The organism is Paenibacillus sp. FSL R10-2778 (assembly GCF_038593035.1).
Lineage (GTDB): Bacteria > Bacillota > Bacilli > Paenibacillales > Paenibacillaceae > Paenibacillus_AQ > Paenibacillus_AQ odorifer.
The window spans coordinates 4289892-4303965 of the sequence record NZ_CP151956.1 but is presented as its reverse complement, the minus strand read 5'-3'; the positions used below and the strand labels follow the sequence as shown (position 1 = coordinate 4303965).

Genomic DNA, 14074 nt, shown 5'->3' with positions numbered 1-14074 from the left:
AACTCAAAGGGGAGGTGCTCACTGATGGACATGAACCAATATTTATCCATGTTTATTGATGAGTCGAACGATCATCTGCAGTCATTGAACGAGAGCATGATGGGGCTGGAAGCGAATCCTGAGGACATTAGTATTGTACAGGTAATATTCCGCTCTGCGCATACCTTAAAAGGTATGGCAGCAACTATGGGCTTTGAAGATTTGGCTTCACTCACACACCAAATGGAAAATGTTCTTGATTTGGTACGCAACAACAAACTGCGCATGCAGGATTTCATTTTTGATACGTTGTTCAAAAGTTTGGATGCCTTGGAGTCTATGGTTGAGGATATTACGGGAGGAGGCGAGGGTAAAGCGGATGTTTCGTCTATCGTCTCCTCCTTACAGGCTATAGTCCGGGGAGAGATTCCTGTTGCGGGTGGTGAGGCAGCTTCTGTCTCAGGACCTGCTGCACAAGCGGTTGAAACCCCGATTCATTTAGATGAGTTTCAATTTTCTGTTCTAGAACAGTCGATTCAAGAAGGACATCAAGTATTATATGTGGACGTAACCATTCGCAAGGATTGTCAGCTTAAGGCAGTACGTGCATATATGGTGTTTGATCTTTTGGAGCGTTCAGGTGAAGTGGTTAAATCCTTCCCATCCGTTCAGGATATTGAACAAGAGAAATTTGATCAAAGCTTCTCTCTCTATTACATAACTCAAAAAAGTGCTGATCAAATTCAGGCTATGATACTAAATCTGTCTGAGATTGATAAAGTATCGGCAGTAGCATTGGATCAAGACTCTCTGCAACAGCTGGGTCAAGAAACAGCAGCAGCCTCTGAAGTGGCTGCCACGACTACTGAGGCTCCAGCAGCAGCTGCACCTGCGGCTTCTGCCGCTAAACCCCTGCCAACCAAAGAAGAGGGCAACAAACCGGCAGCTCATAAAACAGGTGGGGCACCATCACGTACCATTCGTGTAGATATTGAACGTTTGGACGTGTTGATGAATTTATTCAGTGAACTTCTTATCGACCGTGTCCGATTGGAACAGCTGGCTTCTGAGGTTCAAAATGGTGATCTTACAGAAACGGTTGAGCATATGGGCCGGGTAAGCGGAGATCTCCAGAATATTGTAATGAAGCTGCGGATGGTTCCAGTAGATACAGTATTTAACCGATTCCCACGTATGATTCGTGATCTAGCCAAGTCACTAGACAAAAAAGTAGATCTTATCATCACAGGAGCAGAAACTGAGCTAGACCGAACGGTCATTGACGAAATCGGGGATCCGCTGGTGCATTTATTGCGTAATGCAGTTGACCATGGTATTGAATCCATTGCGGATCGTGTTGCTGCTGGTAAGCCTGAGACCGGTACGGTCTATTTGCGGGCTTTCCACAGTGGTAATCACGTCTTCATTGAGATCGAAGAAGATGGAACAGGGATTTATCCAGAGAAGGTTCTGAAATCTGCTGTGAAGAAGGGTGTTATAACACAAGAGCAGGCAGCCAGTATGTCGGACGATGAAGCTTTTCAGTTGTTATTTGCCCCAGGCTTCAGTACAGCAGAGGTCATTTCTGATGTTTCAGGCCGCGGGGTAGGGCTGGATGTAGTGAAATCTAAGATTTCTTCTTTAGGCGGCAATGTAACGATTTATTCTGCTCCAGGTAAAGGAACAAATTTCTCAGTGCAGCTGCCTTTAACTCTATCAATCATTGCTGCAATGCTTATCCGATTAGGTTCCGAGAAGTATGCCATTCCTTTGACCTCTATAGTGGAAACCGGAATCGTGAAGCAATCTCAGATCCGTACAATCCATGGCAATAAAATGGTAGAATTCCGTGATTCGCATATTCCTCTGGTTTCGCTAAGTCGTCTCTTTTCAGTACCAGATTATGATGAGAGTACCGAAGAAGAAACAGAAATCGTAGTGGTGCGTAAGGGAGAAAGATTAGTTGCCTTAGCAGTACAGGATTTTATTGGCCAGAACGAGGTTGTGATTAAGAATCTGGGTAAATATTTGCCTGATGTACAAGGAATATCTGGCGCAACCATTCTTGGTGATGGTCAAGTAGCACTTATTATTGATCCGAACGCTTTTATTAAATAACTAGGATAGAACAGGGAGGTTCATTCCATGGCTGAAGATATTAAAGTGATAGTGTTTAAATTAGGCGTAGAGGAATATGGAATTGAAGTTGAAAAGGTACAAACTATTGAGCGTATGATGCCCATTACTCGCGTACCTAAGACCTATTCATTTATCAAAGGTGTAATTAATTTACGTGGTGTTGTTATTCCTGTAATTGATCTGCGGGGCCGTTTCGGCATCGAAGAGGCTGAACACACCGATCAGACAAGAATCATCATCGTATCTGTGAATGAAATGGAAGTAGGCTTCATTGTAGACTCTGCAAATGATGTTATAGATCTGAACAGAGATTCTATTGATACACCTCCTGATGTTGTTGGCGGCATCAAGGCAAAGTATTTGGATGGGGTGGCCAAGATTGGAGACGAGCGCTTACTGATTATGCTTAACTTGTCAGAAGTGCTTAACAAAAGCGAAATCGTTCAATTAGAAAGCCTAGAGGGCTAACCTGTGGAACTATTTAAGCACTATAAGGATTTCAAAATGGATGTGCTTAAGGAAGTTGGGAACATTGGAGCTGGAAATGCAGCCACCGCATTATCACAGCTCTTGAATAAGCCTATAGATATGGCTGTTCCTAAGGTACAGCTCCTTAACTTTGAAGAAATAACAGATAAAGTTGGCGGAGCCGAAGAACTTGTATATGCGGTGTTTCTACGTGTGGAGGGTGAAGCTCCAGGTAACCTATTTTTCATTCTGTCACCAGAAGCGGCTATGAACTTACTTAGTCGTATTGCAGGCATTGAGCTATCGAGTGATGAAGAGCTTGGAGAAATGGAGCTTTCTGCACTAAGCGAAATTGGCAATATTCTAGCAGGATCGTATCTTTCTTCTCTGGCAGACTTCACCGCACTTTCTATGTATCCAACGGTTCCGGCTCTTGCTATGGACATGGCTGGCGCTATCCTTAGCTACGGTCTGCTGCAATTCGGGCAGATGGGGGACGATGCTTTATTGATCGACACTACCTTCTTTGAAGGAAAAAACGAAATTGAAGGGCAATTTTTCCTTATTCCCGATCCGGAATCATTCCCGAAAATCTTCAAATCGCTAGGAGTTCCTTTTGAAAATGATTGAAGAACAAAGCATTATTAAAGTAGGGATGGCGGATCTTAACGTTGGAAGCCAAGACAGTTTAATTCGTACCACAGGTCTTGGCTCCTGCGTGGGATTAACATTGTTTGACCCTGGAAAAAAGCTCGCAGGGATGGCGCATGTGATGCTCCCATCATCTGAGATTGCTAGGGAAGGGCAGTTAAACATTGCTAAGTTTGCAGATACTGCAGTGCCGGAGCTCTTATCCCGTCTGCTAGAGCTTGGGGCGGTTCGGAGCCGGATCGTAGCCAAGATGGCCGGAGGTTCACAGATGTTTGCCTTTGCCGGGGGGAGCGACACCATGAGGATCGGGCCTCGTAATGTTGAATCTTGTAAACTAGCACTTGAAAATTTAAAAATTCCGTTAATCGCAGAAGACACAGGCGGCAATTATGGCCGTACGATAGAAATAGCCTGCAACACTGGTGTATTGTTTATTCGCAGTGTGCAAAAAGGCGCTAAGGAACTATAATTATGAATATGATTGGAAACATTTTGATAAACTTGGTGTCGGGTTTGGTAGGTTTCATATTTACCTTTTTTGTAACCTACAGTAACAATGTATTGGGTACTAGTTTATTAAGAAGCCTAATTGCATTTATCATCTGGTTTCTGCTTGCTTTCCTCGTAAGATGGGTATTGGGTTTTATTATGATTCAAACATCGCCTCCGGATGAAGTGGACACTGGCGGCGAAGAACTTGGGGCGAAGCTGGACATCAGCACGCCTAATGAGGATGAAGAATTAATCAATCTACTAAAACCGAAGCCAGGACTAGGAAACGAAAATAGCGAGGGGTTTAAGCCTCTTACACCTCCTAAGCTAGTTTCGATGAAGGATCCTGAAGAATTGGCCAAGGCCGTTCGTCACCTGAAAGAAGAATAAGTGAGGGCTGAGGCGGAATCGGTGATCTTATTGGAAGGTACATTTCGCCGCGCATGCTCGCTGACTAAACTTTGGGAAGGGTGAAAGCTATTGAACGAGCGTAAAGCTTCTCAATTGGAAACTGACGAGCTATGGGAACTGTGGAAAGAACACAGAGACCCTGATGCCAAAAAGAAGCTGATAGAGAGTTATCTCCATATTGTTGATTATGTATCCAGTCGTTTGGCTGTGGGATTACCCAAGAATGTATCCAAAGATGATTTAGCCAGCAATGGGGTTATGGGACTAATTGATGCGATTGAGAAATTCGACTACAAACGAGGATTGCAATTTCAGACCTATGCGTCCTGGCGTGTGCGTGGTGCGATATTAGATTCATTACGCCAAAGTGATTGGGTACCTAGATCCGTTAGGGAAAAAGCTAAAAAAATTGAGGACGCTTATCAGCAGCTGGAGCAGAAGCACTTAAGGTCAGTTAGTGACGAGGAAATGAGCCAATACCTTAATATTAGTGAACTGGAATTTCAAAATATGTTGCAGGATGTGGCTGTGATGTCACTTTGCTCACTGGAAGACCCGATTCGTGAAGAGGAATCAGAGACCCGAATGTCCATACTGGTGGACGATAAAGCTAAGAATCCGGATAGCAAGGTAAATGAATTCTACTTGCGCGAAGCGCTCACCAAAGGTATTGAGAAATTAACGGTGAAAGAAAGGACCGTTGTGTCCCTTTTATATTATGAAGATTTATCTTTAAGTGAGATTGCTGAGGTCATGTCGTTATCTCCTTCAAGAATTTCGCAGTTGCATTCCAAAGCTATTTTGCGGCTGAGGGGAACGCTCGAGAAGAACCGTGATCTCCTTATGCAGAACGATTAACCGTTAGCGGTGACAAGGGGGAGCAAAATTTGATCGGTCAATATGCTTTGAATCAGTACTTGAGTATAACTTTTTCGGAGGACAAAGGAATCGCGTATTTGCAGTTCTCCAAAAAGGATGAGAATTTTTCCTGCTCATCTACAGAACTGGAAGCCTTCCTGCACAGTCACAATATTCGCTACGGTATCAAGAGTGATGTTGTCGAACGTATTTGTAGTCATCCTGAGGAGTTTTTTTGGAGTAAAGTTCCGATTGCTGCTGGTTATCCTGCTGCGCATGGCACGGATGGACGAGTTATGCTTACTGTTGATCTGGAAGAGGACCGCAAACCGCTTGAGAAAGCGGATGGTAAGGTCGACTATAAGGACTTGGTCCGGCTTCGTAATGTGCTTAAAGGAAAGTTAATAGCTAAAATTATCCCTGCCCAGCCTGGAAAGTTAGGGATGACTGTAACTGGTGATGAGCTTGCTTTCAAGGCTGGAAAGGAAGCTCATTTTAAAATCGGGAAAAATGTACTCATTGATAATGATGGCACTTCGATGTATGCAGCGATTGATGGGCTGGTCACGTTAACTGATAACGGGAAAATCAATGTGTTTCCTGTATATGAAGTGAATGGTGATGTGGATTACAGCACTGGAAATATTGATTTTGTAGGTACAGTCGTCATACGTGGGAATGTCCTTTCAGGCTTCACTGTAAAGTCTGCCGGTGACATTCGGGTTGTAGGCGGCGTTGAAGGTGCAGAGTTAATCTCTGGGGGCTCCATTGAAATTACTGGTGGAATTATCGGATATAACAAAGGCCAAGTTACCGCTGGGAAAAGTGTGAAGGTTTCTTTCATTCAAGATGGAAACGTAACCGCTGGGGAAGATGTAATTGTTTCTCAGAGTATTATGCATTCCAATATACGCGCGGGTAGAGATGTTATCTGTAACGGCTCTAAAGGTTTGATTGTGGGTGGAATCGTTCAGTCTGGAGAAAGAGTTGTAGCAAGAACTATAGGTAACACCATGTCCACTGCGACTGTGATTGAGGTAGGCGTGGTTCCAGAGCTTAGAAATGAGATTAACGAACTTCGTCAAGAGCTGCGGCAGCTGCTGGAGAACGAGGATAAAACCTCTAAAGCTTTGTATCTATTAAATCAATTGGCTACTAACGGACAGCTCCCTGCGGATAAAGTGGCGCTTCGCGTCAAATTAAATGCTACTAAACAATCCCATCAACGTGAAGAAAAAAGAATTAAAGAACGGGTGCTAGAGATAGAAAGAATGTTAGAAGATACAGGTAGAGCGAGAGTTGAGGTTATCAAAACCATTTATGGCGGTTCAAAGATCATGATCGGCAGATATACCCGATTTGTTAAAGATCCTACGGAACGGGTTGTGTTTATTTACAGTGATGGGGATATATCTTTAACGCCGTACAATTAATCGGGCGGGCAGCATTTGCGGCCGGCCATTACTTGTGAGAGAAGGGTTAAGATGAGCCTTAAACCGGTGGAACTGCAAATTGCTTTGCCTCGCACCACGGAGGCGGGCAAGATCCAGAATGAATCTCAGCAACGTCCTGCTATCGACCAACATCAATTGGCTGGCCAAAATGTTAAACAAAGCCAGGAATTGGCCATGCGAAGCACAGAAGTGGATGAGTCTTCTGAATCCGCTTTACGTGATGGCGGTGGAAAAGGCAATCAGCATTCAGGTGGCAATTCTTCTTCAGATAAACATTCGAACCCGCCTGCAACCCGTGATGCCGAGCATCCTTACAAAGGACAACGTATTGATCTAAGTCTTTAATAAGAATCTACATGAATCTACATCTGATATGTAAAAGGAGATAAGGCACTTGCAACCATGGGTTTATATTGTGCTAGTAGGTGTCGCCGCTATTCTTTATGCCCTTTTACTTCCCGCACGTGTTAAGGAAGGAAAAGCTAATCAGCAAAGCCTCAAAGAAACAGAGGCTGCGCTTGAGCTATATATGGCAGACATAGAGCGCGAGAATGAGGAACTGGTACAATTAGTTAGTAGTATTAAACAACAATCGCAAACTCATCATAATGTACTGCAGGGACAGGTTAATGAATTACAGAGTCAAGTGGTAGAGTTGCAGAACAGCTCTTTAAAGCTAGAAGCACGAGTGGCCGAGGAAGAAAAGAGTTTGAAAGAACTTGCAGTGTCGGTTGAACAAGGTTCGAAGGTTAAAGTTGGTGTTAACGAAGATCCGTCTCTCCCAGCAGAGATGAGTTCAGTGTCGCCAGATGTGAAAGCGAAACCTATTAGTTCGATAAAATTACGTTACCCAAGATTGTTTGAACTGCATGAGCAGGGCAAATCGATAGACTCCATTGCCAAGACGGCTGGACTTCAGCGAGGGGAAGTGCAACTGATTCTGCAACTTGCCAAACAGGAGGAATCGGTATGATTAAGAACCGTTCATTCTTGTTCGGGCTAGGCACAGGACTAATTACTGGCGCTTTATTACTTCAACTAATGATCTCCGGTGGAGCGGCCCCACTTACCAAAGAACAAGTTCTACAGGGTGCGGAGAAATTGAATATGAAAGTCATCGATGAAGCTGCAGAACCTTCCTCGGGGGAAGCTGAGAATGATAATAAAGAGGAAGTCACAGAGACCGGGGGGCCGACAGCAGAAAGCAAGGAGAACGTCAGCCCCTCTGCGCCGGCTGCTGCAGCCTCCCCCACGCCGGCAGTGTCACCTACAACGCCTGAGAGCTCTGATAAAGCCATTGCGCCGAACAAGCCATCTACGCCTACTAACGGCAAGGTTGAGCAGCCAAAGGTCACTCTAAAGGCCAGTGCCGCTCCAACCGCTGTAGCTCCTGTAACGCCTAAAGTCACAGCAAATGCTAGTGTTTCTGTTCGAATTCCATCTGGCAGCACATTGACCGCAACAACAGATATTTTAGCGAAGGCTGGTGTCATTAAAGATAAGTCTACTTTTCTAGAGGCTGCAAACAAACGTAAGATTAATACCAAAATTCAATCCGGTTCTTATAGCTTTAATAAGGGAGAAAGTATTGACTCAATAATAGAGAAATTAATAACTTTAAAGTGATCGTTGCATACACTGAGATAATATGGTATAGTAATTGACGGTGTTAAAACACACGCCGGTTGATTTCGACAAGGGGTGCTTTCTTCTGAAGAAAGTCTTGCTGAAAGATGACGCATGGCGGAGGAGACACACAATAAACCAAACTTAGGAGGTGTGTGAAGATGGCAGTAATCTCCATGAAACAGCTTCTAGAAGCTGGGGTACACTTCGGTCACCAGACTCGTCGTTGGAACCCAAAGATGGATCGTTATATCTTCACTGAAAGAAACGGAATTTACATTATTGACTTGCAAAAAACAGTCAAAAAGGTAGAGGAAGCTTACAACTTTGTAAAAAGCGTCGCTGGTGACAACGGCACAATCCTATTCGTAGGAACAAAGAAACAAGCTCAAGATTCCGTAAAAGAAGAAGCAGAACGTTCCGGTATGTTCTTCATTAACCAACGTTGGTTGGGCGGAACTCTTACTAACTTCCAAACTATCCAAAAGCGTATTGATCGCTTGAAAAAATTGGAATCTTGGGAAGAAGACGGTACTTTTGAAGTGCTACCTAAGAAAGAAGTTATCCTTCTTCGCAAAGAGAAAGATCGTCTTGAAAAATTCTTGGGCGGTATCAAGAACATGAAAGGTCTTCCAAGCGCGCTGTTCATCATTGACCCGCGTAAAGAGCGTATTGCAGTTGCAGAAGCTCGCAAATTGGGTATTCCAATCGTAGCTATCGTTGATACTAACTGTGATCCAGACGAAATCGACTACGTAATTCCAGGTAACGACGACGCTATCCGCGCTGTTAAATTGTTGACTGGTAAAATGGCAGACGCTGTTGTTGAAGCTCACCAAGGCGAAGACACAACTACTGCTTAAGTAGCGACTAACACATACAAGAACTTAAATGAAAAGGGTGGTTGGCAGGTGGATAACCTCTCACTGCCCTTTTTTTAGGATAAAGGCCTTGAATAATGTAAGAAAACGACAATTACCTGGAGGGAATAAACAATGGCAGTTGATGCAAAAGCAGTAAAAGAACTTCGTGAAAGAACAGGCGCTGGTATGCTTGATTGTAAAAAAGCGCTTGAAGAAGCTAATAACGATATCACTAAAGCAGCAGAATTGCTTCGTGAAAAAGGTCTGTCCGCAGCAGCGAACAAAGCAGGGCGTATTGCTACTGAAGGCGTTGTAGAATCTTACATCCACGCTGGCGGCCGTATTGGTGTACTTGTAGAAATCAACTGCGAAACTGACTTTGTTGGTAAAACAGATTCCTTCAAGGAATTTGCTCGCGATATCGCTATGCAAATCGCTGCAGCAAACCCGCGTTATGTTCGTCGTGAAGAAGTTCCACAAGAAGATGTTGAGAAAGAAAAAGAAATCCTGAAAGCTCAAGCTTTGAACGAAGGTAAGCCTGAGAAAATCATTGAAAAAATGGTTGAAGGACGTATTGGTAAATATTACGAAGAATATTGCTTGCTTGAGCAAACTTTCGTTAAAGACCCTGACAAAACAATCTCCCAATTGTTGAATGAAAAAATCAGCACCATCGGAGAAAACATCTCGATCCGTCGTTTTGCTCGTTTTGAACTTGGCGAAGGTTTGGAAAAGAAAGTGGATAACTTTGTTGAAGAAGTTATGGCACAAGTTAATCAATAATAGTTTCATCATAAATGTGAAGAATTGAATAAAGGCAAGCATCAGAAGAGCGGAACACGTACACGTAGTGTTCCGTCTTTTGCAGAAAGTGAGGGTATACATTTGGAACAGCCGGTATTTAAGAGAGTAGTCCTTAAGGTAAGTGGAGAGTCTTTGGCAGGACAAAACGGATATGGTATTGATGCCGACATGATTATTTCCATCGCTGAACAGATCAAGGAAGTTGTAGAACTTGGCGTTCAGGTTGCGATTGTTTGTGGCGGGGGGAACATTTGGCGCGGGATCGCGGGCAGCGCAAGCGGCATAGATCGCGCTACTGCAGATTATATGGGCATGCTGGCAACAGTAATGAACTCACTTGCACTGCAGGATGCATTGGAGCAAATCGATGTGCCAACAAGAGTACAGACTTCGATCTCGATGCAGCAAATTGCTGAACCATACATTCGTCGTCGTGCGATTCGCCACTTGGAGAAGGGCCGTGTTGTTATTTTTGCAGCAGGCACAGGTAACCCATTCTTCTCAACAGATACTACTGCAGCACTTAGAGCGGCAGAGATCGAAGCAGAAGTTATTCTGATGGCGAAAAATAAGGTTGATGGAGTATATTCTGCTGATCCGTTCAAAGATAGTACCGCTGAGAAATTCGAACAGCTTACTTATATGGATGTTCTGAACAAAAACCTCGGTGTTATGGATTCAACAGCTTCATCTTTATGCATGGATAACAATATACCGCTCATTGTATTTGCCATTACAGAACAAGGCAATATCAAACGTGTCGTTCTCGGTGAGAAGATCGGAACGATTGTTAAAGGGAGTGTAGATTAATGCCACAATCGGTCAAAAAAAATGCTGAAGAGCGTATGGAAAAAGCGATTTCATCGCTAAAACGTGACTTGGCGACATTACGTGCAGGACGTGCAACAACATCGCTTCTCGATCGTATTCAAGTTGAATATTACGGGGCACCTACTCCAATTAATCAGCTGGCCAACATTAGCACTCCGGATTCCCGGACACTGTTGATTCAGCCGTGGGACAAAACATCGATGTCTGATATTGAACGGGCGATCATGAAATCCGATATCGGATTGACACCTGCCAATGACGGCACCATTATTCGTCTTTCTATCCCTCCGCTGACTGAAGAGCGTCGGACGGACTTGGTTAAGCTGACTAAGAAATTTGGTGAAGAAGCGAAAGTTGCGATCCGCAACATTCGCCGTGATGCCAACGATGATATTAAAAAGATGGAGAAAAACGGTATCTCTGAAGATGAGTCCCGTGGCCATCAGGAAGACATTCAAAAAACAACGGATAAGTTCATAGCCGAAGTTGACAAAGTGCTTGTTTCCAAAGAAAAAGAGATTATGGAAGTTTAATGATATTCAAGAGACTGAAGGCCCCTCCGTTAATGGTGGGGTTTGTCTCTTTCTGATAAGAGCTTGGAGGAAACGGAAATGATCAAACGGATTCAAGCGTGGCTGAGCCGTAAAGACAGGCAACAGTCAGTCGAGATTTCACCGGATAACATTCCCCGGCATGTGGCTGTGATAATGGATGGTAATGGACGCTGGGCTAAACGGCGCGGCTTACCGCGCGTTATGGGTCATCAGAACGGCATGAAGGCTGTCAAACGTGCTACGATCGCTGCAGACGAATTAGGTATTAAATACTTAACGATGTATGCGTTCTCGACAGAAAACTGGATACGCCCGAAAGAAGAAGTCGATTACTTGATGCGTTTGCCTGGGGAGTTTCTGGCGATTGAGCTTGATGAGCTAATCGAGAAGAATGTTCAAGTACGCATGATGGGTGACGCTGACGCTTTACCTTCATATACCCGTAAGGCTATGGAAGAGGCGGTAGCTCGAACAAAAGAGAATACTGGATTGATCTTAAATTTTGCTCTTAACTATGGTGGACGCAATGAAATAGAAGGCTGTATGCGCAGTTTAGGGAAAGATATCCAAGCTGGTATATTGTCGCCAGAAGAAATTACATCAGAGTTGATTAACAACAGACTATTAACTGCTGGTTTACCCGATCCTGATTTGCTGATACGTACAAGCGGAGAAATTCGGCTTAGCAATTTTATGTTATGGCAGGTTGCCTATAGTGAACTGTGGTTTACTGATGTGTACTGGCCTGAGTTCGACAAAGAGCATTTGCATCAGGCCGTTGCTGAATATCAACGACGAACACGCCGTTATGGTGGACTGAAGTAGCTTGTTAGGAGATGGAACCTTTGAAGCAGCGATTGATTACCGGAATTGTTGCCGGAATATTATTTTTAGGGTTATGTGTACTGGGAAACTGGCCGTATCAGGTTCTGCTTATTGCTATGGCTCTTATAGGTTTTTATGAATTTGTCAAAATGATAGGTATTCCTACGCTTTCCGGTACTACTGTTCTGGGTTACGCAGCTATTCTAAGCTTCATGATCCCATGGAATTTGCTTGGTGTTAATGAGCCGTTGTCCTGGGAGCAAGGGATTTGGATTCTGCTGTTATTGTTCCTTCTGGTCACCGTTTTTACTAAAAATAAATTAGATATTCGAGTAACAGCCTTGCTGTTTACTGGTATTGTATACATTGGAATGGGCTTCTCTTATATGGCCGTGGCTCGTGCATCGGATGACGGACATGGTTTGTTCTGGACTTTTTTGCTCCTGTTCTGCATTTGGGGCAGTGATGCGGGGGCATATTTTGTAGGCAGAAGCTTTGGCAAGAACAAGCTCTGGCCGGCCATCAGTCCTAACAAAACGGTGGAAGGTGCTGTTGGCGGGGTACTGATCTCGATGCTTATTTCTATCGTGTTTGCGTTGCTTGCTCCTGAACACTTGACGATAGGACGAGCATTGCTTATTGGGCTTTCTTGTGCGATATTAGGACAGCTTGGAGATCTTGTGCAGTCAGCTTATAAACGTGCGTATGGCATTAAAGACTCAGGTACACTTTTGCCAGGGCATGGCGGTATTCTTGATCGATGTGACAGCTGGATTATCGTATTTCCATTCGTACATATTGTAATGCTTATGCCTTACTATTAAACGAAGGGAGAGAGAGTATAACTATGAAAAAAATAAGTGTTCTAGGTTCGACGGGTTCGATCGGCACTCAGACTCTAGATGTCATCGCAATGCACCCAGACTCTTTTGAAGTAGATGGCTTGGCGGCCGGAACAAATACAACATTATTGCTGGAGCAAGTTCGTCGTTTTAACCCGCGTAGAGTCTCTGTGGCAACGAAAGAGCTGGCAGATGAGATTAGATCCAGCCTACCTTCTGGTATAGAGCTTTACAGCGGGAATGAAGGGCTTGTTGAAGTGGCGGCTGGCGGCGATGCCGAAATGGTCGTAACGGCTGTTATGGGGAGCGTAGGGCTTCAATCAACACTAGCGGCAATTGAAGCTGGCAAACATATTGGACTCGCCAATAAGGAGACATTAGTAACGGCCGGCCATTTGGTCACTAATCTCGCTAATCGTAAGGGAGTTAAGCTGTTGCCGATTGATAGTGAGCATTCAGCTATTTATCAATGTCTCAATGGCGAGAACATCTCAGATATTGCCTACATTACTTTAACAGCATCCGGCGGCTCATTCCGCGACTTCACGCGTGATCAGCTTAAGGATGTGACGGTAGAAGATGCGCTTCGTCATCCGAATTGGAGCATGGGCGCGAAAATAACGATAGATTCTGCTACAATGGTGAACAAGGGCCTAGAGGTTATTGAAGCGCATTGGTTATTCGGTCTTCCGTATGAACAAGTGAATGTGCTGCTGCACCCGGAGAGCATCATTCACTCATATGTTGAATTCCGTGACAGCAGTATTATTGCCCAGCTTGGCAATCCCGATATGCGTGTCCCGATTCAATATGCACTTACTTATCCAGCTCGTTGGGAATCTCCGGCACAGCGGTTGTCGTTAGCTGAGATAGGACGTTTGACCTTCCGTGAAATGGACTTTGAACGTTACCCTGCACTGAAGCTAGCGATAGATTGTGGAAAAGCTGGTGGAACGGCGACTACAGCTTTTAATGCTGCGAACGAAATAGCTGTTGCTCGATTCTTGAGTCATGAGATCTCGTTCTTGCGTATTGAGGAGATTATCGGAGAAGTGCTAGATCGTCATAATAACGAGCATAATCCGAATCTGGAACAAATTGAATCCTGTGATAGACGTGTTCGAGAACTGGCGGCTACACTGTAGAACGTAGAAAGATCTCCTTTTCAAAATATAAGAAAGTATAAGTTTCACTTTATACATTATCCTTATATTTCTCGCGTAAACGCGTACCGTCTCCTTAAGGGACACCGATGGCGTTATTGCTTGACTGGAAAT

17 protein-coding genes are annotated in these 14074 nt (G+C 44.2%); all 17 read left to right on the top strand.

Annotated elements, in window-relative coordinates:
- Positions 1-24: 24 nt before the first annotated feature.
- The 17 genes from NST40_RS19375 to NST40_RS19295 all read left to right on the top strand — a co-directional run bounded on the left by NST40_RS19375 (position 25) and on the right by NST40_RS19295 (position 13942).
- Positions 25-2097 carry a chemotaxis protein CheA gene (locus NST40_RS19375; RefSeq protein ID WP_076140998.1) on the top strand — a complete coding sequence of 691 codons (2073 nt, stop codon included), beginning with the start codon at positions 25-27 and terminating at the stop codon, positions 2095-2097.
- Between the two features lie 27 nt (positions 2098-2124).
- Positions 2125-2586 (top strand): chemotaxis protein CheW, encoded by a 462-nt coding sequence (locus NST40_RS19370; RefSeq protein WP_036688501.1) that lies wholly within the window; start codon positions 2125-2127, stop codon positions 2584-2586.
- A gap of 3 nt (positions 2587-2589) precedes the next feature.
- A complete protein-coding gene (locus NST40_RS19365) occupies positions 2590-3216 on the top strand; it encodes a chemotaxis protein CheC (protein ID WP_076127823.1) in 627 nt (208 codons plus the stop codon).
- On the top strand, positions 3209-3706 hold the full coding sequence (locus NST40_RS19360; protein ID WP_076219965.1) for a chemotaxis protein CheD: 498 nt from the start codon (positions 3209-3211) through the stop codon (positions 3704-3706). Before NST40_RS19365 ends, NST40_RS19360 begins: the two co-directional genes overlap by 8 nt.
- A gap of 8 nt (positions 3707-3714) precedes the next feature.
- The gene (locus NST40_RS19355; RefSeq protein ID WP_076276236.1) at positions 3715-4119 is read left to right on the top strand and encodes a hypothetical protein; all 405 of its coding nucleotides are present in this window, start codon (positions 3715-3717) and stop codon (positions 4117-4119) included.
- Positions 4120-4209: 90 nt separating this feature from the next.
- Entirely contained in the window at positions 4210-4998 is a 789-nt protein-coding gene (locus tag NST40_RS19350; protein WP_076276207.1) for a FliA/WhiG family RNA polymerase sigma factor, read from the top strand.
- A 29-nt stretch (positions 4999-5027) separates the two neighbouring features.
- Positions 5028-6431: a FapA family protein gene (locus NST40_RS19345; protein WP_076276208.1), complete on the top strand. Its 1404-nt coding sequence runs from the start codon at positions 5028-5030 to the stop codon at positions 6429-6431.
- 51 nt (positions 6432-6482) lie between these two features.
- Entirely contained in the window at positions 6483-6797 is a 315-nt protein-coding gene (locus tag NST40_RS19340) for a hypothetical protein (RefSeq protein ID WP_076276209.1), read from the top strand.
- 49 nt (positions 6798-6846) lie between these two features.
- Positions 6847-7425 (top strand): hypothetical protein, encoded by a 579-nt coding sequence (locus NST40_RS19335; RefSeq protein WP_076276210.1) that lies wholly within the window; start codon positions 6847-6849, stop codon positions 7423-7425.
- On the top strand, positions 7422-8078 hold the full coding sequence (locus NST40_RS19330; RefSeq protein WP_342409908.1) for an endolytic transglycosylase MltG: 657 nt from the start codon (positions 7422-7424) through the stop codon (positions 8076-8078). The genes NST40_RS19335 and NST40_RS19330 overlap by 4 nt, the downstream gene beginning before the upstream one ends.
- A gap of 161 nt (positions 8079-8239) precedes the next feature.
- Complete coding sequence (gene rpsB, locus NST40_RS19325; protein ID WP_036688493.1) at positions 8240-8941, top strand: 30S ribosomal protein S2; 702 nt, start codon at positions 8240-8242, stop codon at positions 8939-8941.
- A 132-nt stretch (positions 8942-9073) separates the two neighbouring features.
- Positions 9074-9724, top strand: a complete 651-nt coding sequence (tsf, locus tag NST40_RS19320) for a translation elongation factor Ts (protein WP_036688492.1) — start codon at positions 9074-9076, stop codon at positions 9722-9724.
- A 102-nt stretch (positions 9725-9826) separates the two neighbouring features.
- A complete protein-coding gene (pyrH, locus tag NST40_RS19315; protein ID WP_036688491.1) occupies positions 9827-10555 on the top strand; it encodes a UMP kinase in 729 nt (242 codons plus the stop codon).
- Positions 10555-11109 (top strand): ribosome recycling factor, encoded by a 555-nt coding sequence (frr, locus tag NST40_RS19310; protein ID WP_076127832.1) that lies wholly within the window; start codon positions 10555-10557, stop codon positions 11107-11109. Before pyrH ends, frr begins: the two co-directional genes overlap by 1 nt.
- A gap of 78 nt (positions 11110-11187) precedes the next feature.
- The gene (locus NST40_RS19305; RefSeq protein ID WP_076127834.1) at positions 11188-11955 is read left to right on the top strand and encodes an isoprenyl transferase; all 768 of its coding nucleotides are present in this window, start codon (positions 11188-11190) and stop codon (positions 11953-11955) included.
- 20 nt (positions 11956-11975) lie between these two features.
- The gene (locus tag NST40_RS19300; RefSeq protein WP_076276212.1) at positions 11976-12779 is read left to right on the top strand and encodes a phosphatidate cytidylyltransferase; all 804 of its coding nucleotides are present in this window, start codon (positions 11976-11978) and stop codon (positions 12777-12779) included.
- A gap of 23 nt (positions 12780-12802) precedes the next feature.
- A complete protein-coding gene (locus tag NST40_RS19295; protein ID WP_076182634.1) occupies positions 12803-13942 on the top strand; it encodes a 1-deoxy-D-xylulose-5-phosphate reductoisomerase in 1140 nt (379 codons plus the stop codon).
- The last annotated feature ends 132 nt before the right edge of the window (positions 13943-14074 follow it).

Bases quoted from the DNA above. Each gene is read 5' to 3' on its own strand.
- NST40_RS19340 (WP_076276209.1), top strand. From the start codon at position 6,483: ATGAGCCTTAAACCGGTGGAACTGCAAATTGCTTTGCCTCGCACCACG.
- frr (WP_076127832.1), top strand. From the start codon at position 10,555: ATGCCACAATCGGTCAAAAAAAATGCTGAAGAGCGTATGGAAAAAGCG.
- NST40_RS19305 (WP_076127834.1), top strand. From the start codon at position 11,188: ATGATCAAACGGATTCAAGCGTGGCTGAGCCGTAAAGACAGGCAACAG.
- NST40_RS19360 (WP_076219965.1), top strand. From the start codon at position 3,209: ATGATTGAAGAACAAAGCATTATTAAAGTAGGGATGGCGGATCTTAAC.
- tsf (WP_036688492.1), top strand. From the start codon at position 9,074: ATGGCAGTTGATGCAAAAGCAGTAAAAGAACTTCGTGAAAGAACAGGC.
- NST40_RS19375 (WP_076140998.1), top strand. From the start codon at position 25: ATGGACATGAACCAATATTTATCCATGTTTATTGATGAGTCGAACGAT.
- rpsB (WP_036688493.1), top strand. From the start codon at position 8,240: ATGGCAGTAATCTCCATGAAACAGCTTCTAGAAGCTGGGGTACACTTC.
- NST40_RS19295 (WP_076182634.1), top strand. From the start codon at position 12,803: ATGAAAAAAATAAGTGTTCTAGGTTCGACGGGTTCGATCGGCACTCAG.
- NST40_RS19330 (WP_342409908.1), top strand. From the start codon at position 7,422: ATGATTAAGAACCGTTCATTCTTGTTCGGGCTAGGCACAGGACTAATT.
- NST40_RS19355 (WP_076276236.1), top strand. From the start codon at position 3,715: ATGATTGGAAACATTTTGATAAACTTGGTGTCGGGTTTGGTAGGTTTC.
- NST40_RS19370 (WP_036688501.1), top strand. From the start codon at position 2,125: ATGGCTGAAGATATTAAAGTGATAGTGTTTAAATTAGGCGTAGAGGAA.